The 22,830-nt window shown below is 68.8% G+C and carries 19 protein-coding genes; 12 read left to right on the forward strand and 7 right to left on the reverse strand.

The features are described 5' to 3' along the window. Nucleotides 1-231 precede the first annotated feature (231 nt). The 3 genes from ORI60_RS35265 to ORI60_RS35275 are packed head-to-tail and all read left to right on the forward strand — an operon-like array spanning nucleotide 232 to nucleotide 2,365. The gene (locus ORI60_RS35265) at nucleotides 232-819 is read left to right on the forward strand and encodes a cysteine dioxygenase (protein ID WP_266042335.1); all 588 of its coding nucleotides are present in this window, start codon (nucleotides 232-234) and stop codon (nucleotides 817-819) included. Continuing rightward, nucleotides 816-1,205: a rhodanese-like domain-containing protein gene (locus ORI60_RS35270; RefSeq protein WP_266042336.1), complete on the forward strand. Its 390-nt coding sequence runs from the start codon at nucleotides 816-818 to the stop codon at nucleotides 1,203-1,205. Before ORI60_RS35265 ends, ORI60_RS35270 begins: the two co-directional genes overlap by 4 nt. Before the next feature lie 38 nt (nucleotides 1,206-1,243). Continuing rightward, entirely contained in the window at nucleotides 1,244-2,365 is a 1,122-nt protein-coding gene (locus ORI60_RS35275) for a hypothetical protein (protein ID WP_266042337.1), read from the forward strand. Between the two features lie 79 nt (nucleotides 2,366-2,444). On the opposite strand, the gene ORI60_RS35280 is transcribed toward ORI60_RS35275, so the two are convergent. The 3 genes from ORI60_RS35280 to ORI60_RS35290 form a co-directional block, all read right to left on the reverse strand. Further along, the gene (locus ORI60_RS35280) at nucleotides 2,445-2,987 is read right to left on the reverse strand and encodes a hypothetical protein (protein WP_266042338.1); all 543 of its coding nucleotides are present in this window, start codon (nucleotides 2,985-2,987) and stop codon (nucleotides 2,445-2,447) included. Nucleotides 2,988-3,288: 301 nt separating this feature from the next. Next, nucleotides 3,289-5,877, reverse strand: coding sequence for an alpha-glucan family phosphorylase (glgP, locus tag ORI60_RS35285; RefSeq protein ID WP_266042339.1), 2,589 nt, complete (start codon nucleotides 5,875-5,877; stop codon nucleotides 3,289-3,291). 121 nt (nucleotides 5,878-5,998) lie between these two features. Then, a complete protein-coding gene (locus ORI60_RS35290) occupies nucleotides 5,999-7,573 on the reverse strand; it encodes a serine/threonine-protein kinase (protein ID WP_266042340.1) in 1,575 nt (524 codons plus the stop codon). Between the two features lie 242 nt (nucleotides 7,574-7,815). On the opposite strand from ORI60_RS35290, the gene ORI60_RS35295 reads away from it, so the two are divergent. The 4 genes from ORI60_RS35295 to glgB are packed head-to-tail and all read left to right on the forward strand — an operon-like array spanning nucleotide 7,816 to nucleotide 15,128. Then, nucleotides 7,816-9,792, forward strand: a complete 1,977-nt coding sequence (locus tag ORI60_RS35295; RefSeq protein WP_266042341.1) for an alpha-1,4-glucan--maltose-1-phosphate maltosyltransferase — start codon at nucleotides 7,816-7,818, stop codon at nucleotides 9,790-9,792. Between the two features lie 34 nt (nucleotides 9,793-9,826). Next, complete coding sequence (gene treS / locus ORI60_RS35300; protein ID WP_266042342.1) at nucleotides 9,827-11,635, forward strand: maltose alpha-D-glucosyltransferase; 1,809 nt, start codon at nucleotides 9,827-9,829, stop codon at nucleotides 11,633-11,635. 7 nt (nucleotides 11,636-11,642) lie between these two features. After that, on the forward strand, nucleotides 11,643-12,953 hold the full coding sequence (locus ORI60_RS35305; protein ID WP_266042343.1) for an aminoglycoside phosphotransferase: 1,311 nt from the start codon (nucleotides 11,643-11,645) through the stop codon (nucleotides 12,951-12,953). Nucleotides 12,954-12,956: 3 nt separating this feature from the next. Then, entirely contained in the window at nucleotides 12,957-15,128 is a 2,172-nt protein-coding gene (gene glgB, locus ORI60_RS35310; protein ID WP_266042344.1) for a 1,4-alpha-glucan branching protein GlgB, read from the forward strand. Here the strand turns inward: glgB and ORI60_RS35315 are convergent. Continuing rightward, nucleotides 15,051-15,746, reverse strand: a complete 696-nt coding sequence (locus ORI60_RS35315) for a hypothetical protein (RefSeq protein WP_266042345.1) — start codon at nucleotides 15,744-15,746, stop codon at nucleotides 15,051-15,053. The genes glgB and ORI60_RS35315 overlap by 78 nt on opposite strands. Before the next feature lie 133 nt (nucleotides 15,747-15,879). Here ORI60_RS35315 and ORI60_RS35320 point away from each other — a divergent pair, with 133 nt between their 5' ends. The 3 genes from ORI60_RS35320 to ORI60_RS35330 are packed head-to-tail and all read left to right on the forward strand — an operon-like array spanning nucleotide 15,880 to nucleotide 18,426. Further along, the gene (locus ORI60_RS35320) at nucleotides 15,880-17,250 is read left to right on the forward strand and encodes a neutral zinc metallopeptidase (protein WP_266042346.1); all 1,371 of its coding nucleotides are present in this window, start codon (nucleotides 15,880-15,882) and stop codon (nucleotides 17,248-17,250) included. A 4-nt stretch (nucleotides 17,251-17,254) separates the two neighbouring features. After that, entirely contained in the window at nucleotides 17,255-17,968 is a 714-nt protein-coding gene (locus ORI60_RS35325; protein ID WP_266042347.1) for a DddA-like double-stranded DNA deaminase toxin, read from the forward strand. Further along, on the forward strand, nucleotides 17,965-18,426 hold the full coding sequence (locus ORI60_RS35330) for an Imm1 family immunity protein (RefSeq protein WP_266042348.1): 462 nt from the start codon (nucleotides 17,965-17,967) through the stop codon (nucleotides 18,424-18,426). The genes ORI60_RS35325 and ORI60_RS35330 overlap by 4 nt, the downstream gene beginning before the upstream one ends. A gap of 43 nt (nucleotides 18,427-18,469) precedes the next feature. Here the strand turns inward: ORI60_RS35330 and ORI60_RS35335 are convergent, their stop codons facing one another. The 3 genes from ORI60_RS35335 to ORI60_RS35345 are packed head-to-tail and all read right to left on the reverse strand — an operon-like array spanning nucleotide 18,470 to nucleotide 20,171. After that, nucleotides 18,470-19,174 carry a hypothetical protein gene (locus tag ORI60_RS35335; protein ID WP_266042349.1) on the reverse strand — a complete coding sequence of 235 codons (705 nt, stop codon included), beginning with the start codon at nucleotides 19,172-19,174 and terminating at the stop codon, nucleotides 18,470-18,472. Continuing rightward, nucleotides 19,171-19,590, reverse strand: coding sequence for a DUF6114 domain-containing protein (locus ORI60_RS35340; RefSeq protein ID WP_266042350.1), 420 nt, complete (start codon nucleotides 19,588-19,590; stop codon nucleotides 19,171-19,173). Before ORI60_RS35340 ends, ORI60_RS35335 begins: the two co-directional genes overlap by 4 nt. Then, on the reverse strand, nucleotides 19,581-20,171 hold the full coding sequence (locus tag ORI60_RS35345; protein WP_266042351.1) for a DUF6230 family protein: 591 nt from the start codon (nucleotides 20,169-20,171) through the stop codon (nucleotides 19,581-19,583). The genes ORI60_RS35340 and ORI60_RS35345 overlap by 10 nt, the downstream gene beginning before the upstream one ends. 183 nt (nucleotides 20,172-20,354) lie before the next feature. Between ORI60_RS35345 and ORI60_RS35350 the strand changes: the two genes are divergently transcribed. Further along, nucleotides 20,355-21,797 carry a neutral zinc metallopeptidase gene (locus ORI60_RS35350; protein ID WP_266042352.1) on the forward strand — a complete coding sequence of 481 codons (1,443 nt, stop codon included), beginning with the start codon at nucleotides 20,355-20,357 and terminating at the stop codon, nucleotides 21,795-21,797. A 32-nt stretch (nucleotides 21,798-21,829) separates the two neighbouring features. Beyond that, nucleotides 21,830-22,624, forward strand: coding sequence for a helix-turn-helix domain-containing GNAT family N-acetyltransferase (locus ORI60_RS35355; protein ID WP_266042353.1), 795 nt, complete (start codon nucleotides 21,830-21,832; stop codon nucleotides 22,622-22,624). Nucleotides 22,625-22,830 lie beyond the last annotated feature (206 nt).

The raw sequence follows: 22,830 nt of genomic DNA on the forward strand, positions 1-22,830 counted from the left end.
GTCACTTGACTCTGTGTCCGAGGTTCTTCCGGCAAATGGACGCTCTAGCCACATTCAGAGCGCGTCTGGCACCATCACGCCCGTGGTCGTCTATTGCTGGACGGACCGCACGATCGACCTCGTTCTCGTGGCGTCGTGCGGGTGTAGCTCGACGCGACGCACGCGCTGACAGCGCCCTGCGTCGCGTCTTGATCGCTACCCGTACCCGACGCGGCCTTCAGGAGCGAGTGCGTGACCTCGACGTATGCCGACCATGATCAATTCGACCTCCACCCGGTGCTGGACAGCCGGCTGCTGCGTGACGTGATCCACCCGTCGCGCGACCTGTGGACGCCGCGCGAGCTGCGCGACCTCACCTCGTTCGTGGCGAGCGAGCTGACCACCGGGCTGCTCCAGATCCTCGACTACTCGACCGAACGCCGCTGGTGGGCGCGGCTGGGGCTGACCGAGGGCGTCGAGCTGTGGCTGCTGTCGTGGCTGCCGGGCCAGGGCACCGAACCGCACGACCACGGCGGCTCGGCCGGGTCGTTCACCGTGCTGACCGGCAGGCTGCGGGAGGACTACCGCTACCCCGCCGGGCCGATCCGGTCCGCGGTGCGCGACACCGGCGACGCGCTGGGCTTCGGGTCCGGACGCGCGCACCAGGTGCTGAACCCGTTCGAGGCGCCGGCCGCGACCGTGCACGCCTACTCGCCGCCGCTCGTGCCGACCCGCGAGTACGCCTCGCTGCACGACATCCCCGACTCGATCCCACCCCTGCCCGCGCAGCGCCTGCCGCTGGCCGAACTGCGTCAGCTGGCCGACCTGGAGGGCCCGTGAGCAACCTCGACACCATCCTCGAAGACGCCCGGTCGCACCTCAAGCGGCTGGAACCGCACGAGGTGCTCGCGCTGGACGACGTGCTCGTCGTCGACATCCGGCCCGCGCACAACCGCCTGGCCGAGGGCGAGATCGAGAACTCCGTCGTGGTCGAGCGGATCGTGCTGGAGTGGCGGCTCGACCCGGCCGGCGAGTGGCGGCTGCCGGGCTTCACCGCCGACACGACCGTCGTCGTCGTGTGCAACGAGGGCTGGGCGTCGTCGCTCGCGGCCCGGGACCTGCAACGGGTCGGGCTGCCCAACGCGACGGACCTCGTCGGCGGATACCGGGGCTGGCGCGCGGCCGGCCTGCCGATCCGCGAGGGCGGCACACAGCCCGTGGTCTGACCGTGGAACCGCTGCCACGCCGGTAACGTCTGGTGATCGTGACAGTTGCGCGCTGGGTCGTGACGGCACTCGTGGTGGCCGGAACGATCGCCTGGACCCTCCCGGAGTTCCACCTCGGCCTGGCGGGAGCGCTGGTCGGCCTGATCGTGGAGCTGACCGCGGCCCAGGCCGGCCTGGCACTCGGCGCCGTCCTGTTCGGACTCCGGATCACGCACGTGATCATCGGCATCGGCGGTGAGCTCAAGTCGTGGACGTGGGCGCACCAGCGGCTCGTCCTGCGCCGGATCCCCGCGCTCGCGACCATCGGGATCACCGGGCTGAAGCCGGGGGTGCGCCGGCGGACCGTCCTCACCGGAGCGTTCGCGATCGTCTTCTGCGCGGTGGTCGCGGCGGTGACGTGGCTCGCCACCGGCAGCGCGTTCGGCAAGGGCATGGCGCTCGCCGCCACCACCTGCTTGTTCTGGCAACTCGTGCCGGTCCAGCGGCCGGGCAACACGAGCTTGGGCTGGTTCGTGTTCTCGCTGCCGAAGCTCTCCGGACGGCCGCTCGGCGAGCTGGAGGCAGGGCCCGGCGTGCTCGCCGGCATGGACGCCTACCAGCGCGGTGACCTCGACGAGGCCGAGCGCGTCTGCGCCGAGCTGGCGCGCGAGCACCCCGACCTGATCACCGTCGTCGGACTCGAGGTGGTGACGTCCTGCGCCCGCGAGCGGTACCTCGAAGCGCTGCGGACGGTGACCGGGCTGACCGGTCGCGAGGACCTGAGCACGCGCGACCTGGCGTTCGTCATGGCCACCACCGCGGGGGTCGCCGTGCTGGCGGTCGAGGCGGGACAGTTCCCCGCGGAGGTGGGGCTGGAGACCGCGCGCAGCATGTTCGGCACCGCCTACGAGGCCGGATATCCGAAACACCGCGCGAACGGGACGCTGGCGATCATGGCGTTGATCGAGGGCGACACCGCGAAGGCCAGGCGGCTCGCGGGCTGCTCGGCCGAGTCGAGCGAGAACGCGCAGGGCCGTGCCGACGACCTGATCACCATCGCGCGGGCGTGGATGGCGGACGGCGACAACGCGAAGGCCCGCCAACTCGTGGCCGAGGCGCACGAGCTCGCGGGCTGGAGTCCGCGGGTGGCGGCGACCCGCGCCCGCCTGCAGATCAGCTGACCTTCGAACGGAACAGCACGCACGGCAAAGGGCCCGTCACCGGGAACGGTGACGGGCCCTTTCCCACCCCGCGATCAGATCAGCCCTTCTCCACCGGCAGCGGCACGCCGGGCAGCGTCGGCAGGCCACCGGGAGGCGCCGGCAGGCCGCACTTGCTCAGCAGTTCTTTGACGGTGTCGAGCACCGCGGTCAGCATCGTGGTGATCTTGCCGACGTCAGGGGGCCCGCCCGCGGCGCCGAGGACCGTGCCGCCCAGCCCTGCGATGGCCGAGATCAGGTTCAACACGACGGGCAGGCACTGGTCGGCCGGACCCGTGTACTCGGCGGCCCTCGCCGGCAGGGGTACGCCCGGCGCGCTGACAGGTGGTGTCGGTAGGCATCCGGCGTTCTGCATCGCTGTCACGAGGCCGAGGAGGTCACCGATCAACGGTTTCACGGCTTCCACGTTGGGCACGGGCACGAGACCGCCGACGGCTTTCTTGAGCTTCGCGACGAAGTCCGTCACGAGACCGGCGCAGGCGGCTGGGAGTTCTGGCGCGGCGGGCGACGCACTGGCAGCCGGGATGGTCGAGGCGGTGAACAGAGCGGCGACGAGCGAGAGTGCGGTAATCGTCTTCTTCACGGCTACCTTCTTCCTCAAAGCGCAATTCATTTGGAGCCGCTCCGAGAAAGCTTTCGGCGAATTCCCGTGCGGTTCATTCCACGTCCAGGAGCGTAAGTCCGCATCCAGGCTCCTACCAGCGGAGATCGTGAATTCACCCGCTCGAAAAAGGGCTCATTCGTTTGAGCGAAGGAGTTCGAGGGGTACAGGCCTGCCCCAGATCACGACCAGTGAACAGGCAACAAGGAAGACGAACACATCAGGGCATCCAGCCCGCCGTTTTCAGGCGGGCCGGATGCCCTGAGTCAGTGCCGTGGAGCGATCAGCCGGCCAGAACGACCCTGCCGAGTTCCGCGGAGGTCGCCAGCAGGCCGTGGCGCGGCAGCACGCGCACGGTGTAGCCGAGCGCTCCGGCGTGCGGCAGCGGCACCTCGGCCTCGTAGTTGCCGTTGCCCGCGTAGTTCATGGGCGCGGACACGATGTCCTTGAGCTCGTCGGAGTCGTGCGACACCTTGCCCAGCACGACCTGGACGTCCACTTCGGACGGCTCCAGCCCGGCCAGTTCGACCCGTGCCCGCACGATGACGGGCGCTCCGAGCACCGGCACCGAGGAGCCGCTGATCACCAGGTCGCTGTCGAGCACCCGCACCCGCGTCCACGACGCGCGCAGCCGGTGCCGGTATGCGGAGAGCTCCTTGGCGCCCCGGTAGCCCTCACCGACGACGTTCTGCGCGGACGCGGCGGCCGGCGCGTAGTAGGTCTCGACGTACTCGCGGACCATGCGCGAGGCCTGCACCACCGGGCCGAGCGAGGCCAGCGTGTGCCGGACCATCGACATCCAGCGGGTCGGCACGCCGTCCTCGCCCCGGTCGTAGAACAGCGGCGCGACCTGCGAACCGAGCAGGTCGTACAGCGCGTTGGCCTCCAGGTCGTCCCGGCGGACCGGGTCGTTGACCCCGTCCGCGGTCGGGATGGCCCAGCCGTTCGAGCCGTCGTACAGCTCGTCCCACCAGCCGTCGCGGATGGAGAGGTTGAGGCCGCCGTTCAGCGCCGCCTTCATGCCGGACGTACCGCACGCTTCGAGAGGGCGCATCGGGTTGTTCAGCCACACGTCGCAGCCCCAGTACAGGTACCGGGCCATGGACATGTCGTAGTCCGGCAGGAACACGATCCGGTGCCGCACGCCCGCCTCGTCGGCGTAACGCACGATCTGCTGGATCAGCGCCTTGCCGCCGTCGTCGGCCGGGTGCGACTTACCCGCCACGACGAGCTGCACGGGCCGTTCGGGGTGCAGCAGCAGCGAACGCAGCCGCTCCGGGTCGCGCAGCATCAGCGTGAGGCGCTTGTACGTCGGCACGCGCCGTGCGAAGCCCACGGTCAGCACGTCGGGGTCGAAGACCGAGTCGGTCCAGCCCAGCTCCAGCGCCGACGCGCCGCGCTGCAGCCACGACTCGCGCACGCGGCGGCGCACCTCGTCGACGAGCCGGCCGCGCAGCGTCGACCGCAGCTCCCACAGCCCGGCGTCGGTGACCGGCTCGAACGCGCCGATGCCGAGGCCGTTGCTCGTGTGGCTGTCTGCCTCGGACGCTCCGAGCAGCTTGCTCATCTCGGTCGCGGCCCACGTCGGCCCGTGCACGCCGTTGGTGACCGAACCGATCGGCACCTCGGTGGCGTCGAAGCCCGGCCAGAGGCCGCGGAACATGTCCCGGCTGACCTCACCGTGCAGTTTGGACACGCCGTTCGCGCGCTGGGCGAGCCGCAGGCCCATGTGAGCCATGTTGAACATGCCCGGGTTGTCCTCGGCACCCAGCGCGAGGATGCGCTGGGTGTTCACGCCGGGGACCAGGTTCTCGGCGCCGAAGTAGTGCTGGACCAGGTCGACCGGGAAGCGGTCGATGCCGGCGGGCACCGGCGTGTGCGTCGTGAACACCGCGCCCGCGCGCGAGGCCGTCAACGCCTGGTCGAAGTCGAGACCGTCGTTGGTGATGTACTCGCGGATCCGCTCCAGGCCGAGGAACCCGGCGTGGCCCTCGTTGGTGTGGAAGACCTCGGGCTGCGGGTGGCCGGTGAGCTCGCAGAACGTGCGCACGGCGCGCACGCCGCCGATGCCGGCGAGGATCTCCTGGCGGATCCGGTGGTTCTGGTCGCCGCCGTAGAGCCGGTCGGTGACGCCGCGCAGGTCCTCGTCGTTCTGCTCCACGTCCGAGTCGAGCAGGAGCAGCGGGATGCGTCCGACCTGCGCCTTCCAGATCTTGGCGCGCAGCATCCGGTCGCCCGGCATGGCCACGTGGACCAGCAGCGGCAGCCCGGACGGCTCGGTCAGCAGCTCCAGCGGCAGCCCGCGCGGGTCGAGCGCCGGGTAGTGCTCGATCTGCCAGCCGTCGAGCGACAGCGACTGCCGGAAGTACCCGGAGCGGTAGAGCAGGCCGACGGCGATCAGCGGAACGCCCAGGTCGGAGGCTGCCTTGAGGTGGTCGCCCGCGAGGATGCCGAGGCCGCCCGAGTAGTTGGGCAATGCCTCGTGCACGCCGAACTCCATGGAGAAGTACGCGACGCTCGTGGGCAGCGGTGTGTCTGGTGCCCCGTGCTCGCGGCGCTGGGCGATCTCGTCCTGCCTGCGCTGGTACCAGCGCGGGCCCTGGACGTACCGCTCCAGGTCGCTCGCGAGCGCGTGGAGCTTGAGCAGGAACTGCTCATCTCGCGCCAGCGACTCCAGCTTTCCCGCGTCGACGACGGAGAGCAGGCGCAACGGGTCGCCACCGACCTCGGACCAGACACGGGGGTCGATCGAGGCGAAGAGGTCCTGCGTGGGCGGGTGCCACGTCCAGCGCAGGTTGGTGGCGAGCGTGCTCAGCGCGGACAAGGGCTCCGGCAGGCTGGCTCGGACGGTGAACCGGCGAAGTGCTCGCATGACGAGCGAACTTACCTGCCACCCCTGAGTGCCTGACAACGTTCCCGGCCACACCTGCAACGACTTGCAGAACCGGTCAAGACGGGGACCGGCCGTGAGCAGCGGATACTTCGGACCCCGATCAACCCCGCTGCTCGTCCGTGATCAGCGGCTTGTCGCCCTTGCCGGAGATCTTGAGCGTGTGCTCCTCGGTCGTCGCCTTGTTCGTTTCCTTCTCGGTCAGCTCCAGCAGCGTCGTGACGGTGAACGTGCCGTCCTCGTTCGCGTTCACCAGCGGCCCCTCCTTGATCGCGATCTTGGAGTACTGCCCCCAGAACTCCTTCTCCTCGGCCGCGCCCGGCGCCTGGGCCGGGTCCCAGTCGCCGCGGGCGGCGTCGACGTTCGACGGCAGCTTCGCGTAGTGCTGCTTCACGAAGGTGGTGATCTGGGCGACCGAGAACTTGGTGGCGGGCGGCTTCGACGACGGCGGCTGGCTCGGCTTGGTCTGCGACGGCGTCTGCTTCTCGGTCGTCTTGGCCGGGGGGTTGGTGGTCGGCTTGCCGTAGGTGGGCTCCGGGGTCTCCGACGTGGTCACCGGCGTCGAACTGGGGCCACCCGCGGTCGAGTCGCCCCCGTAGTTCGAGATGATCGCGTAGGCGACGCCGGAGATCAGGAGCACGCCGAGGACGGCGGCCGCGACCGCGAGACCCCGGTTGCTCTTCTTCGGTTCGGGCTCGGGCTCGTAGTCGTCGTAGGTCGCGGGCAGCGGCGCGGGCGGCCGGGTGCGCGGCGCCTGCGGCGGCATCGTGCGCGGCGGGCCCTGCACGGTGCCCGGCCCCGCGGCGCCCATCACGGCGGTGCCGGTCGGCGGCGTCATCGGGCGCGGCGGGATCACACGGGTGACGGGGACCGGGGCGCCGGACGCGATCGCCTTCAGCTCCTCGGCGGCCTGGGCGGCGGTGGGGCGCTGCGACGGCTCGTTCGCGAGGAGCCGGGTCAGCAGGCCGGTGAGCGGGCCCGAGCGCGTCGGCGGGCGGGTCTCACCCCGCGCCACCTTGTAGAGCAGGCCCAGGTCGTTCGTGCTCTTGCCGAACGGCGGCTCGCCCTCGGTCATCGCGTAGATCGTCGCGCCGAGCGAGAACACGTCCGAGGGCGGCGCGGGCTCGGCACCGCGGGCCAGTTCCGGCGCCAGGTACGCGGGGGTGCCCGCGAGCATGCCGGTCTTCGTCACGGCCACATCGCCCAAAGCGCGCGAAATGCCGAAGTCGGTGATCTTCACCGTGCCGTCGCGTCCAATGAGGACGTTGCCGGGCTTGATGTCGCGGTGCACGATGCCCGCGCTGTGGGCTGCGGCCAGCGCGCCGGCGGCCAGCGAACCGATCCGCGCCGCCTCCTGAGGAGGCATCGGGCCGCGTTCCAGGACCGAGGAGAGGTTGCGGGACGGCAAATACTCCATGACAAGACAGGGCTTGCCGTCCTCGACCACGACGTCGTACACGGCGATCGCGTTCGGGTGCTGCAGCCGGGCGGCGATGCGGCCCTCGCGCATGGCGCGCTGCACGGCCTCGTGGAACTCGTTCGACTCGACGTCGTTCAGAAGCAGCTGCTTGACCGCCACGTCACGGTGCAGGAACTCGTCGCGTGCTCGCCACACGACACCCATGGCACCGGCGCCGAGCTGATCGAGCAGGACGTAGCGACCTCCAAGCTTGTTCACGCGCGCACGGTACCTGTAGCGCGCCCTTAACACGGTGAGTTGTACGGGAAGAGTCCAATGGAGAGGACGCCACATGCCGGGAACGTGGCCGAGAGACCCTGGACACGATCAACGCTTGAGGTGTGCGATCGACAGTGGTGGGGTACGGATCTAGATGGGGCAACCCGCTGTCACACGGCTTGATCGAGCAAGGCAGGATTTGACGCATCAACGCGAAGCGACACGGCGGAAGGGCGCTGCCGATGAGCGGACGGCTCGGTATCGACGACGTATCCCCGGTGGTGTCGGCTGGCAGGTATCCAGCCAAAGCCGTTGTGGGAGAACAGATTCCGGTTGCGGCCACGGTGTGGCGCGAGGGACACGACAAACTCGCGGCCACAGTCAGCTGGCGCGGACCGAACGACCGAGTCGCTCGTCAGACGCGCATGCACGAGGTCGGGATCGGCCTCGACCGGTGGGGCGCGACCGTGGTTCCGGACGCCGAAGGCGCCTGGACGTTCCGGATCGATGCGTGGAGTGACCCCTGGGGCACCTGGAACCACGCCGTTGAGGTGAAGATCGCGGCGGGACAGGGTCCCGGTGATCTCGCAAACGATCTTGAAATCGGAGCAGGACTACTCGATCGGGTGGCAAGGCGACCCGATAGGCGACAAGAGCGAGCACTGCTCACGTCCGCGGCGGCGGCGTTGCGGGACGAGAACCGGCCGCTCGCCGAACGCGTCGCGCCGGCCTTCGCCGCCGACGTGCAGAAGGTGATGTTCGAGCACCCCGTGCGCGAGCTGATCACCAAGGGCAGGACGTACAAGATCTGGTGCGACCGGAAGAAGGCCGCCTACGGCTCCTGGTACGAGTTCTTCCCGCGCAGCACCGGCGGGATCGACGAGACCGGCCAGGCGGTGCACGGCACGTTCGCCACGGCGACCAAGGAGCTCGACCGGGTTGCGGCGATGGGCTTCGACGTCGTCTACTTCCCGCCGATCCACCCGATCGGCCGAGTCAACCGCAAGGGCCCCAACAACACGCTCGTGGCGACCCCCGAGGACACGGGATCACCGTGGGCGATCGGCGCGGACGAGGGCGGGCACGACGCGATCCACCCGCAGCTCGGCACGATCGAGGACTTCGACGCGCTCGTCGAACGCGCCAAGGAGCTGGGCCTCGAGGTGGCGCTCGACTTCGCGCTGCAGTGCGCGCCCGACCACCCGTGGGTGCTCAAGCACCCGGAGTGGTTCACGACGCAGCCCGACGGCACGATCGCGTACGCCGAGAACCCGCCCAAGAAGTACCAGGACATCTACCCGATCAACTTCGACCTCGACCCGCAGGGCCTCTACCACGAGGTGCTGCGCGTGGTCCTGTACTGGGCCGAGCACGGGGTGCGGATCTTCCGGGTCGACAACCCCCACACCAAGCCGCCGGACTTCTGGCAGTGGCTGATCTGGAAGGTGAAGGAGGTCTACCCGGACACGCTGTTCCTGGCGGAGGCCTTCACCCGCCCGGCCCGCCTGTACGGCCTGGCCAAGCTCGGCTTCACGCAGTCCTACACGTACTTCACGTGGCGGACGAGCAAGCAGGAGCTGATCGAGTTCGGCGAGGACGTCCGCGACCACTGGGACGAGGCCCGGCCGAACCTCTTCGTGAACACGCCGGACATCCTGCACGAGTCGCTGCAGCACGGTGGCCCGGCGATGTTCGGGCTGCGCGCGGCTCTCGCTGCCACCCTCTCCCCCACGTGGGGCGTGTACAGCGGCTACGAGCTCTTCGAGCACGAGGCCGTGAAGCCCGGAAGCGAGGAGTACCTCAACTCCGAGAAGTACCAGTTGCGGCCTCGCGACTACGCCCGTGCACTGGCGGACGGACGTAGTCTCGAACCGTGGCTGCGCAAGCTCAACCACATCCGCAAGGCGCATCCCGCGCTCCAGCAGATGCGCACGCTGAAGTTCCAGAGCATCGAGAACGACGCGCTGGTCGCCTACTCCAAGCGTGACCCGGAAACGGGCGACACGGTCGTCGTCGTGGTCAGCCTCGACCCGCACAACGCGCAGGAGGGGACGTTGTACCTCGACCTGCCCGACCTCGGGTTCGACTGGCACGAGCGGGTGATCGCGCACGACGAGGTCACCGGCGAGACGTGGGACTGGGGACAGGCCAACTACGTCCGCCTCGAGCCGTGGCGCGCCACCGCGCACGTCGTGAGCTTGCAGCGCCGTTTCAGCTGATCAACCCGCACAACCCCCGACGAGGTGGGAACCCATGGCCGACGACTCCCGTCCCGACGCTGCGCTCGGGCTGGAAGGAACACCGCACACCGGAGAAGCCATCGACGACGACGGCTTCCTGGTCGAACCTCAGGCTGAGGACTTCAAGTCGGCGAAACCGGCATCCGCCAACCCGGACTGGTTCAAGGGCGCTGTCTTCTACGAGGTGCTGGTCCGCGCCTTCAGCGACTCCAACGGCGACGGCACGGGCGACCTCCGCGGTCTCGCCTCGCGCCTCGACTACCTGGAGTGGCTCGGCGTCGACTGCCTCTGGCTGCCGCCGTTCTACGCCTCGCCGCTGCGCGACGGCGGGTACGACATCAGCGACTTCCGCGCGGTGCTGCCCGAGTTCGGCACCGTCGAGGACTTCGTGTACCTGCTGGAGGAGGCGCACCGGCGCGGGATCCGCGTGATCACCGACCTGGTGCTCAACCACACCTCCGACGCGCACCCGTGGTTCCAGGAGTCGCGGCAGAACCCGGACGGCCCGTACGGCGACTACTACGTGTGGAGCGACGACGACTCGCGCTACAGCGACGCGCGGATCATCTTCGTCGACACGGAGACGTCGAACTGGACCTACGACCCGGTGCGCGGGCAGTTCTTCTGGCACCGCTTCTTCAGCCACCAGCCGGACCTCAACTACGAGAACCCGGAAGTGCAGGAGGCGATGCTCGACATCCTGCGGTTCTGGCTCGACCTCGGCATCGACGGGTTCCGCCTCGACGCCGTGCCGTACCTCTTCGAAGAGGAGGGCACGATCTGCGAGAACCTGCCGCGCACCCACGAGTTCCTGAAGAAGTGCCGCAAGGTCGTCGACGACGAGTTCCCCGGCCGGGTGCTGCTGGCCGAAGCGAACCAGTGGCCGTCGGACGTGGTCGAGTACTTCGGCGACCCCGCGGTCGGCGGCGACGAGTGCCACATGGCGTTCCACTTCCCGCTGATGCCGCGGATCTTCATGGCGGTGCGGCGCGAGTCGCGGTTCCCGATCTCGGAGATCCTCGCGCAGACGCCGTCGATCCCCGAGAACGCCCAGTGGGGCATCTTCCTGCGCAACCACGACGAGCTCACGCTCGAGATGGTCAGCGACGAAGAACGCGACTACATGTACTCGGAGTACGCCAAGGACCCGCGGATGAAGGCGAACATCGGCATCCGCCGCCGCCTCGCACCGCTGCTGGAGAACGACCGCAACCAGCACGAGCTGTTCACCGCGCTGCTGCTGTCGCTGCCCGGATCGCCCGTTCTGTACTACGGCGACGAGATCGGTATGGGCGACAACATCTGGCTGCAGGACCGCGACGCCGTGCGCACGCCGATGCAGTGGACCCCGGACCGCAACGCGGGCTTCTCCTCCTGCGACCCCGGCCGGATCTACCTGCCGGTGATCATGGACCCGGTCTACGGCTACCAGGGCCTGAACGTCGAGGCCCAGCTCAACAGCTCGACATCGCTGCTCAACTGGACCCGGCACATGATCGAGGTGCGCAAGCAGCACCACGCGTTCGCCGAGGGCGACTTCACCGAGCTCGGCGGCTCGAACCCGAGCGTGCTCGCCTACAAGCGGCAGTGGAAGCGCCCGGACGGCCGCGAGGACATCGTGCTCTGCGTGAACAACCTGTCGCGCTTCCCGCAACCCGTCGAGCTGGACCTCTCCGAGCACCGCGACTACGCGCCGATGGAGCTCACCGGAGGTGTCAAATTCCCCGCGATCGGGGAACTCCCCTACCTGTTGACCCTCCCGGGTCACGGTTTCTACTGGTTCCAGCTGGTAGAGGCGGGCGACGACAGCGAGATGAGGTGAACCGCGCGTGACCGATCCCCACGAACTGGTCGAGAAGCTGGCCGCCTCGCTACCCGATCTGCTCCCGGCCGCCAGGTGGTTCGGCGGTAAGGACAAGCCGATCACGGCCGTCCGTCCACTGAGGACGACGCTCGTGGACGGCGACCTGGTGCACGTGATCTTCGAGGTCGAACAGCCCGGACGCACCGAGAGCTACCAGGGCGCGTTGAGCCTGAGCACCGGCGCCTGGGACGTCCTGCTCGACCCCGAGCACAACGGCGTGCTGCTCGACCGGATCGCGTCCGGGTACACCGTCGACGGCATCACGTTCGCGCACGAGCCCGGCACCGAGCTGCGGTCGGGCCTGCGCGGGCGGCCGATCGGCGTCGAGCAGTCCAACACGTCGCTGATCTACGGCCAGCAGTACATCCTGAAGATCTTCCGCAAGCTCGCGAACGGCGAGAACCGGGACCTGACGATGCACCGCGCGTTGCGGTCGGTCGGCTGCGAGCACATCGCGCAGCCGCTGGGCTCGATCTCCACCACCCTGAACGACCAGCAGATCACGCTCGCGATGCTGCAGGAGTTCCTGCCGGACGCGGTCGAGGGCTGGGACATGGCCAAGACCTCGGTGCGCGACCTGATGGCCGAGGCCGACCTGCACGCGTTCGAGGTCGGCGGCGACTTCGCGGGCGAGGCGCAACGCCTCGGCCACGCCGTCGCGAAGGTGCACGCCGACCTCGCCGAGGCGATGGGCACGCGGATCGCGGACGAGGACGCGATCGAGCGCGCCATCGAGGGCATGCAGCGGCGCTTGGGCGTCGTGCTGGAGGCGGTGCCGGAGCTGGGCCGCCACGAGGTGCCGTTGCGCGCCGCGTTCGAGGAGGCCCGCCACCACATCGGTGCTATCCCGATCCAGCACATCCACGGCGACCTGCACCTCGGTCAGGTGCTGCGGACCGTGCACGGCTGGTTGCTGATCGACTTCGAGGGCGAGCCGGCGGCGACGGTCGAGGACCGCCTCGCGCTGCGGTCGCCGTTGCGCGACGTGGCGGGGATGCTGAGGTCGTTCGACTACGCGGCCAGGCAGCTGCTCATCGGGCAGCCCGACGACGACCAGCTCGCCTACCGCGCGATGGAGTGGACGAAGCGGAACCGGGCGGCGTTCTGCGACGGCTACGCCGAGGTGGCGGGCGACCCGCGCGACCACGCGCACCTGCTGCGCGCGTTCGAGCTGGACAAGGCCGTCTACGAGGTCGCATACGAGCACGCCAACAGGCCGGAGTGGTTGACGGTTCCGCTGTCGTCGATCGCCCGGATGACTAGCGGAGGAGAGTAAGCCGTGAAGGCCGACCTGGACCGGCTCCTGTCAGGTGCGCACCACGACCCGCACTCGGTGCTGGGTGTGCACACCGTCGGCGACCAGGTGATCGCGCGGGCGTTGCGCCCAGGCGCGACGTCGGTCGCCATCTCATGGGGTGACAAGCAGGTCGAGCTGCCACGGATCGCCGACGCGCTGTTCGAGGGCGAGCTGCCCGAAGCGCCCGGCGACTACCGGCTGCTGGTGTCCTACGGCGACCACACGGTCGAGGTCGACGACCCGTACCGGTGGCTGCCGACCGTCGGCGAGCTCGACCTGCACCTCATCGGCGAGGGCCGGCACGAACGGCTCTGGGACGTGCTCGGCGCACACGTCCGCTGCTACGAGACGATCGCCGGTGACGTCACCGGCGTCTCGTTCGCGGTGTGGGCGCCGAACGCGCGCGGCGTGCGCGTGACCGGCGACTTCGACGGCTGGGACGGACGCGCGAACCCGTTGCGCTCCATGGGTTCCAGCGGCGTGTGGGAGGTCTTCCTGCCGAACGTCGTGGTGGGCTCGCGGTACAAGTTCCGCATCCTCGGCCAGGACGGCGTCTGGCACGAGAAGGCCGACCCGATGGCGTTCGCGACGGAGGTCCCGCCGCAGACGGCCTCGGTCGTCACGCGGTCCGAGTACCAGTGGCAGGACGCGGAGTGGGAAGCGCGCCGCGAGGCCACGAACTGGACGAACGCGCCGATGTCGATCTACGAGGTGCACCTCGGCTCGTGGAAGCCGGGTCTCGGCTACCGGGAGCTGGCCGCCGAGCTCGCGGACTACTGCGAGGACATGGGCTTCACGCACGTCGAGATGCTGCCGGTCTCCGAGCACCCGTTCGGCGGCTCGTGGGGTTACCAGGTCACCTCGTACTACGCGCCGACCTCGCGGTTCGGCTCGCCCGACGACTTCCGGTACTTCGTCGACGCGCTGCACCAGCGCGGCATCGGCGTGCTGGTCGACTGGGTGCCGGCGCACTTCCCGAAGGACGCCTGGGCGCTCGCGAAGTTCGACGGCACGCCGTTGTACGAGCACGCCGACCCGCGCCGCGGTGAGCAGCTCGACTGGGGCACGTACGTCTTCGACTTCGGGCGCAACGAGGTCCGGAACTTCCTGGTCGCGAACGCGCTGTACTGGATCGAGGAGTTCCACCTCGACGGCCTGCGCGTGGACGCCGTCGCGTCGATGCTCTACCTCGACTACTCGCGTCCGGCGGACCAGTGGCTGCCCAACGAGTTCGGCGGCCGGGAGAACCTCGACGCGGTGCGGTTCCTGCAGGAGCTGAACGCGACGGTCTACAAGCGGCACCCCGGCGTGGTCATGATCGCCGAGGAGTCGACGGCGTGGCCGGGCGTCACGCGGCCGACCCACCTGGGCGGGCTCGGGTTCGGCTTCAAGTGGAACATGGGGTGGATGCACGACACGCTGCACTACCTCTCGCGTGAGCCGGTGCACCGCTCGTTCCACCACAACGAGATGACGTTCTCGCTGGTGTACGCGTGGAGCGAGAACTTCGTGCTGCCGCTCTCGCACGACGAGGTGGTGCACGGCAAGGGCTCGCTGTGGACCCGGATGCCGGGCGACGACTGGAACAAGGCCGCCGGCGTGCGGTCGCTGCTGGCGTTCATGTGGGCGCATCCGGGCAAGCAGCTGCTGTTCATGGGCGGCGAGTTCGGGCAGCGGCAGGAGTGGTCGGAGTCGCGGTCGCTCGACTGGCACCTCGTCGAGCAGGAGCCGCTGCACCAGGGCATCCAGGCGCTGACGCGCGACCTGAACTCGGTGTACAAGACGGCCGCGGCGTTGTTCTCGCACGACGTCACGCCCGAGGGGTTCCAGTGGATCGACGCGAACGACTCGGGCGGCAACGTCCTGTCGTTCCTGCGGATCGGTGAGGACGGCTCGACGCTCGCCTGCGTGGCGAACTTCTCCGGGTCGCCGCACCACGACTACCGCGTCGGCCTGCCGTCCCCCGGACGCTGGAAGGAACTCGTGAACACCGACGCCACGCACTACGGCGGTTCGGGCGTGGGCAACCTCGGTGGCGTCGAGGCCGAGACCAGGCCGTGGCACGGGCGGCCGTTCTCAGCGATCCTGCAGCTGCCGCCCTCCGGGGTGCTGTGGCTGGTCCCCGACCCCGTGACCGAGGTCGAGACTCTCTGAGGAGTCCGGTAGCGCACCGTTCCAGTAGAGCGCTCCGGTCACCGTCGCGGTGGCCGGGGCGCTGCCTGGACAGGTGCGGACCACCTGGTCCTCCAGGTCGAACGGCGGCGAGTCGCCGCAGCCGGTGAGCTTCAGGCCGGTGAGCGGTTCGCTCCCGGTGTTGGTGACGGTGATCTTCAGGGTGCCCTGCCCGGCCTCGAGCGTGAGGTCGTAGGCGGACACCCTGAGGAACACGCAGTCCCAGTGGATCTCCGTGGTCGCGGTGGCGAAGAACTCGACGGTCGCGGCGTCACGCGGTGCGACCATGCCGTAACTGTTCTGGCGCCTGGTTTCACGCGAGGCCCGCAGCGCGTAGGTCCGCCCGGTCTGGACGCCGGCGGGGTCGAGGAACCGCAGCCCGGTCGCCGTCGCGGGTCCGGGTGCCCGGCTGCCCGCCCAGACCGACAGGTCGTAGACGCCTCCCGGGACCGCGGCCAGCACGGATCGGGTGGTGCCGGGTCCGGCGATCGCACCGGCCCGCGGATCCGGTGCGATGCCACCGAGGCAACCGGGCATGGTCGGATCGGCCCCCGGCGGAGGGCCCAGAAGGAGCAACAGGGCGCACAACACTTCGCGCACGAATGGAAATGTAGGTCGATCGGGCGACTCCGGCCCGGTGAACCTGATCAGTCCGCCGCACGTTGCCCCTTGTATGCGCCTGACTTGGACGACTAGGACGCCCCGGGAGCCGGCCGGCAGGCACAATGGTTCCATGCGGCACCGGAGCATCGCGCTGATCGTCGTCACCGCCCTGCTTGCCGCAGGGTGCACCGCCCAGATCCCGGGGACGCCCCGTGCCGCCAAGGTGGTGAAGAAGGAGGCGTCCACCACCACCGTTCAGGTGCGAGGCTCGGACAACGGCCCGATCGACAAGCTGGCCGCCACCGCGCTCACGGACATCGAGGAGTTCTGGACCGAGTCGTTCCGGACGACCTTCAACAAGCCGTGGAAGCCGCTGGGTGGCGGTTACTTCTCGGTCGACACGGCCGACGCCACCGCGAAGCCGCCACCGTGCACGCAGAAGGCCGCGGACGTGGAGGGCAACGCGTTCTACTGCCCGGCCGCCGACGCGATCGCCTGGGACCGCGCGTCCCTGCTGCCCGTGCTGCAGGACCGCTTCGGCGAGGCGGCCGTGGTCGTCGTGCTCGCGCACGAGATGGGCCACGCCGTGCAGAACCGCATGGGCATCACGCCCGAGGCCGAGCGCCGTGAACCGGAGAAGTACCCGACGATCCTCACCGAGGCCCAGGCCGACTGCTTCGCGGGCGCGTTCGTGCGCAACGTGGCGGACGGCAAGTCGCAGCGCCTGGACATCAACGCGGACGCCCTGGACAAGGCCCTGGGCGCGCTGATCACGTTCCGCGACCCGGTCGGCACCTCCCCGGAGGACGAGCAGGCGCACGGCAGCGCGTTCGACCGCGTGGCGGCCTTCCAGGACGGCTACGAGCAGGGCACGAAGTTCTGCGGGGCGATGACGGTCCAGAACCGGCAGTTCACGCAGCGCGCGTTCACCAGCGTCAAGGACCGCGCGAACGGCGGCAACCTGCCGTTCGACGACATGCTCGAAGCCGTCACGCCCGACCTCGACGGCTTCTTCAAGAACCTCGCCACGACCGCCGGCAAGACCTGGCCCTCGCCCCGCGCGGAGGCCTCGCAGACCGAGCCGACCTGCTCCGGCGACCAGGGCCCCGTCGCGTACTGCCCGTCGGACAAGACCATCAAGATCGACACCAAGGACGAGCTGCCGGCGCTGCACAGGGAGCTCGGCGACTACGCGACGGGCACGCTGATCGCGACCAGGTACGCGATGGCCGAACTGGCCGTGCTGGGCAAGCCGACCGAGGGCGAGGACGCCTCCGCCGCGGCGTTGTGCCTGGCCGGCGCGTACACGGGCGAGGTGTTCAAGCGGCAGGACGGGTTCGGGCTCTCGCCGGGTGACTTCGACGAGGCCGTGACGGTGCTGCTGCAGTTCGACTACGCGGCTCGTGACACCTTGGGCAAGGATCCGGTGGACCCCGGGTTCGAGCGGGTGGCCAAGTTCCGCGAGGGCGTGTTCGAGGGCGCGAAGAAGTGCGGCGTCTGACGACTTGACCACGTTCGCGGACGTTGCCGCCGTCCTGGATCAGGTCGTTCGGAAGGTCGAAGACTCGATCGCCAGCTTGATGCAGGCGTCCGTGCTCGCTGACGAGTGCCGATCCCACTTCGCGGAGACGATGTCCGGAACCGTGGAGGAGGCTGAGACCGATGCCGTCGTTGCATCGTTCAACGCAGCCGGGCATGGCGCGCAGGCACTGATCAGCGAGGCCAAGACCGCACTGGAGGGTGTTGCCCGGGTCCGCGCGACGTTCGAGTCCGAGACGAAGTTGGGGTCCACAGCCCTTGTGTCGCCTCCAGCAGAGCCGGTGACGCCGCGTGAACATCCGTGGGTCATGTGGTCGCGAGCGCAACTGCCCGCTTATCAGACCAGCGGCATGTATCGGGACCCTGACGGACACAGCGACATCGTCCAAAGTGGGCGCGAACCCGATGGCGAGCATGACCGCATCAATGATCACCTGGTTCGCCTGGGCGTCGGCCGCCCAGGAGCGAGCCTCGAAGCGTCGAAACACGTCGAGATCAAAGTCGCCTGGCGCATGCGGCTGAGTGGTGTGAAGCACGTGGAGTTGGTGGTCAACAACGAACTTTGCAACGGAGCGCTGTCCTGCGCTCAGTTGCTCCCTTTCGTGCTTGGCCCTGGCCAGACGCTGACCGTGCACGATCCGGTACGTTCGCGGGTGTTCCGCGGAAAGGATGTGCGGTGAGTTACACGCTGGACGTTTGGTACTACCACGGTGAAAACCGCGCCGACGAGCCTGAGGCCGTCCGTACCGCGTCAGAGCTCGATCAGGTGCTGGCTTACCTGGCGGACCACGCGCAACCTCATCCTGCTCAGATCGCCGCACGGGAATTGCCGAGGTTCGGTGTCCTGGAGATCCCTGACCGAATGTTCAAGATGGACGTCGACAAGGGGTTCGCGGCCCTGCACTACGTGGGGCCAGACCCCGACGGAGGAACCGACCAGTTCGGCTTCTGGGTGACGCAAGCCGTCGAGCCGGCTTATGACGCGCCGACGCTGTACGTCGACAAGGACAACAAGACGGAGTTCCCGCGTGACTCGGTGATCCTGTTGGAACAGGCGCGAGACGCGTTGCTGGAGTTCCAGCGGACCGGATCCCGCCCCACGTGCGTACGGTGGCAGGTCACGGACGCGACCTACTGAGGACAAGCGGAAGCCCGCACCGGCTCGAGGCCTGGTGCGGGCTTCAGCGTCTGGCGGCCGGAGCCTGGTCGGACACCACGGAGATCCGCGCGCCCGGGATCTTCAGCGTTCCGCCGACCAGGTCCGTGTTGCGCACCGTGACCTCGGTGAAGGTCACGAACGGCACGTTCAGCGGCGGTGGGTGCGCCGCCGTGTAGTCCACCGGGACCTTGATCCCGAGGATGTCCAGGTTGCCCTTGAGCTGCACCGTGTACAGCTCGATGCGGCCCGGCGAGACCGTGGACGTGCTGCCCGGCCGTGCCGCCGTCACCAGCCTGACGCCCGGTGAGATCTCGGCGGACTGCACCAGGTCCTTGATCTTCATGTCCGACGCGGTGAACTTCAGGACCTTGACGACCTGCCCGTTCAGCAGCGCGTCGACGATCCCGACGAAGTTGAGACCGCCCAGGTCGAGCCTGGACGCCGTCAGGGTCCACTCCCGTCCTCCCGCCGCCACCGGTGCAGGGGCCGGTGGCGGGGGCGGCGGCGTCGAGGGCTGCGTGCTGGGCGGTGGCGCGGTGGACGACGCCGGTGGTGGGGTGGTGGCACTGGTGCTCGACACGGGCGGTGGTTCCGACGTCGTGGTGCTGGTCGGGGCCGGGGAACTGCTGCCGGGTTCCGACGACGGTGGTGGCTCGGTGCTCGATGGCGGTTGCAGCGCCAGCACCGCGACCATCGTGACGGCGGCGAGCGACTGCGCCCGCATCATGTGGGCTGAACCCCCTGGGTCGTCTCCGGTTCCTTCGCCTTCTTCGGTTTCTTCGGCTCGTCCGTCCACGCCAGGGCGAGCGCACCGCCGAGCAGGCTCGAGAGGGTGCCGATGATGAAGCCGCCGAAGTTGGTCACGACGACGGCGACCAGCGACAGCAGCACCGTGACGATGCCCGACGCCAGCCGGAACCTCGGCTGCGCCCACAGCGCAACCGCGCAGATCCCCAGCAACGTCCCGATCAGCAGCGCGGACACGCCACCGAGCGTCTGCATCGAGATCATCAGGTCGCCGAACTTCAGCCCGGCGAACGGCGGGAACAGGATGAGGAGCGCGCCCACGGCCACGAAGAGACCGGCCCAGAAGGGCCGGCCGCGTCGCCACGCCGTGAAACGGTGCCAGGTCGTCAGAAGCACTCTTGCTTCCCCTGGCGGATGGTCAGGTTCATGCCCTTGAACCTGATGGTCTGGGCGGTGGTGGCCCAGGCGGTCTGCTGCAACGACGTGATGTTGGCCGAGTCGGCCTGCAGGCCGAACGAGCCCGGCAAGCCGCGGAGGTTCTGCGGTCCCTTGGTCACCTTGTTGGCGTCGATGCCGATCTCGGGGTTGCCGAGGACGAGGTCGCCGTTGAGGTCGGTGAGGTTGACGACGAGGTTCTCCGCCGACATGCCGCCCACGCCGTCCGCGGTGATGCGCATCGTGACGTCCCCGACGATCGGCATGTTGGCGACGAACACCGACTGGCAGAACTTGTCCAGCCTCGCCGTCTTGAAGCCGCTGACCGCGACCACGTGGGTCTTGCCCGCTCCCGCGTCCACGCCGCCGAACTGGACGAATCCCTGGCCCGTCAAGTTGTCGGCGGAGACCTTGAAATTGGTGCCGGACACCGCGAACGAGGCGGCCAGCGCTCCCTGGGACATGCCGAACAGGAGGGCACCGGCACCGACCACGCCGATGCCGAGCACCCCGACGAACCGTGCCCAGCGCGTTCTACCCATACCCCCGGACTCCTTCCACACTGAAGGCTTGCGTGAGGGGGACTGTGCTCGCGAAAACGCAGGCAGGACAACGAAAACGAGCCCGCGCAGTCTTGAAATCACCCCCGAGGGTGAGAGAGTTTCACGTTTGGCCGAAGGTCCTTGCCGCAGGACGTCGCAACGCGCTTAGTAGGGTCTGACCTCATGGGATTCGGACGAATCGCCGTCGCGCTGGCCGTGACCGCAACCTTGACCGCGTGCGCTTCCGTGGTCGACGGCGAACCGAAGGGCGAGCGCCCCGACCCCACGAAGGTCGCGGGCCTGGAGATCTCCAACGGCCCGTCCGGCCCCAGGAAGGGCGTGCCGGACGCGGACCTGAGCGTGGAGAACGGCGACGGCGGCGACATGGACCGCCTGGCCATCAACACCCTCGCCGACGTGCAGGAGTTCTGGAAGGCCGAGTTCCCGGCGTCGTTCGCGGGCAAGGCGTTCGAACCGGTGAAGCGCTTCATCTCCTACGACTCCAACGGCAAGGGCGTCGAGGTCTGCAAGCTCAACACCACCGGCATCGCGAACGCGTTCTACTGCGCCCTCGACGACAGCATCACCTGGGACCGCGGTGAGCTCCTGCCGATGCTCAAGGACTCCTTCGGCCCGATGGCCGTCGTCACCGTCCTGGCCCACGAGATGGGCCACGCCGTCCAGTACAAGCTCGGCCCGGCCTCCAACATCGGCGCCAACACGCCGTCGATCGTCAAGGAGCAGCAGGCCGACTGCTACACCGGCGTCTTCATGCGCTGGATCGCCGAGAACAAGTCGAAGCACTTCGAGCTCTCCACCGGCGAGGGCCTGAACCAGGTCCTGCAGACGATGTTCTTCATCCGCGACAGCGCCGGCACGTCGTTCGAGAAGCAGGGCGCCCACGGCAGCGCGTTCGACCGCGTCTCCGCCTTCCAGTTCGGCTTCACCCGAGGCGCCGCCCGCTGCGCCGAGATCAACGAGGCCGAGATCTCGAAGCGCATCACCGAGCGCCCGTTCGACCTCTCCGACACCGACCAGGGCCAAGGCCGCGGCAACGCCCAGGTGAACGAGGACAAGTACCTCAGGGCGCTGGAGGAGTCGCTGCGCGACGCGTACAAGTCGAGCGGCGCGGCCTTCCCCGCGTTCGACAAGGCGGGCATCAAGCCCTGCGCCAACGCCCAGACCACCTCCCCCGCCTCCTACTGCCCGGCGCTCAACCAGCTCCAGCTCGACCTCCCGCAGCTGGTGAAGATCGGCACACCCCCGAAGAAGGGCGCGAAGGGCGGCATCGGCGACTTCGCCGCGTTCGCCGTCATCGCCTCCCGCTTCTCCCTCTCCATCCAGCACGCGACGGGCTTCAAACTGGACGACGACGCAGCCGGCCAGCGCACCGCCTGCCTGACGGGAGCCTGGGCAGGCCTCACCAACCGCCCCAACGCCGCGGCGGGCCTGCGCCTGTCCCCAGGCGACCTGGACGAGGCGGTGGCAGAACTCCTGGCCGACGACAGCCTCATCGCGGCGGACGTCAACGGCAAAGCCGTCCCCTCGGGCTTCGCCAGGGTCGAAGCGTTCGGCGACGGCTTCTTCCGAGGCCTCTCGTTCTGCGTGAAGAAGTACTCGGTTTGACCCTTTAATCGACCAACGTCGATACTTACCGAGTGCTAACCGACGAAGCCACGACCTACGCCTCCTGGTTCGCGAGCCTCTCCGACCCGACCCGAGTCCGCCTGCTCCACCACGTGGCCTCGTCCCCGACCCCGGTCACCGTCGGCGAACTGACCACCCTGCTGGGCGTGAGCCAGTCCACCTGCTCGCACCACGTCCGCAAACTGGCGGAAGTCGGCTTCCTCCACATCCAGCGCGAGGGCACAACAACCCTCGTCACCGTCAACCCGGCGTGCTGCACAGGCCTCCCCCACGCGGCAGACGCGGTGATGGGCGCCCTCTCCTCAGGCACGGTGACCCCGGTAGCAGGCGTCACGATCCGCACCATGACAGCAGCGGACTGGCCAGAAGTCCGCCGCATCTACGGCGAAGGCATAGCCTCGGGCAACGCCACGTTCGAGACCGAGGTCCCGTCCCGCAGAACGCTGGAATCCAAGTGGCTGCCGGACCACCGCTGGATAGCTGTGGTGGACGGCGAGATCGCAGGCTGGGCAGCAGCCACCCCGGTCTCCGCCCGGGAGTGCTACGCCGGAGTGGTGGAGACCTCGATCTACGTGGCCGACGCCTCCCAGGGCAGGGGCGTGGGCAAAACCCTGCTGCACCACCAGGTCTCAGCCGCGGACGCGGACGACCTGTGGACCCTGCAGGCAGTCATCTTCCCGGAGAACCGAGCCAGCATCGCCCTGCACCACAAAGCGGGCTTCCGCACGGTGGGCCTGCGAGAACGAATCGCAAAGCACCACGGCGAATGGCGAGACACAGTCCTTTTGGAACGCAGACGCCCATAGCCAAGCGATGCCGAAGGTGAGCCGCCCTCCCAAGCGATGCCGAAGGCGAGCCGTCTTTCCATAAGGCAAGGGCGGTGGGGTCCCATCACGAGTCGCGCCATAGCTCTTGCTGCATGCGTGGAGGGGTGTCAACTCGACACGCTTTTCGTCGAGTTGACACCCCTTCACGCATGTGGCCCGCTCTTGGTGCGGCTTGTGATGGGACC

This window comes from Lentzea sp. NEAU-D7, assembly GCF_026242055.1.
In the GTDB taxonomy this organism is placed as follows: domain Bacteria; phylum Actinomycetota; class Actinomycetes; order Mycobacteriales; family Pseudonocardiaceae; genus Lentzea.

Excerpts from the sequence above, each read along its gene's own strand:
- ORI60_RS35320 (WP_266042346.1), top strand. The coding sequence starts at position 15,880 with ATGCGGCACCGGAGCATCGCGCTGATCGTCGTCACCGCCCTGCTTGCC.
- ORI60_RS35350 (WP_266042352.1), top strand. The coding sequence starts at position 20,355 with ATGGGATTCGGACGAATCGCCGTCGCGCTGGCCGTGACCGCAACCTTG.
- ORI60_RS35345 (WP_266042351.1), bottom strand. The coding sequence starts at position 20,171 with ATGGGTAGAACGCGCTGGGCACGGTTCGTCGGGGTGCTCGGCATCGGC.
- ORI60_RS35335 (WP_266042349.1), bottom strand. The coding sequence starts at position 19,174 with ATGATGCGGGCGCAGTCGCTCGCCGCCGTCACGATGGTCGCGGTGCTG.
- treS (WP_266042342.1), top strand. The coding sequence starts at position 9,827 with ATGGCCGACGACTCCCGTCCCGACGCTGCGCTCGGGCTGGAAGGAACA.
- glgP (WP_266042339.1), bottom strand. The coding sequence starts at position 5,877 with ATGCGAGCACTTCGCCGGTTCACCGTCCGAGCCAGCCTGCCGGAGCCC.
- ORI60_RS35295 (WP_266042341.1), top strand. The coding sequence starts at position 7,816 with ATGAGCGGACGGCTCGGTATCGACGACGTATCCCCGGTGGTGTCGGCT.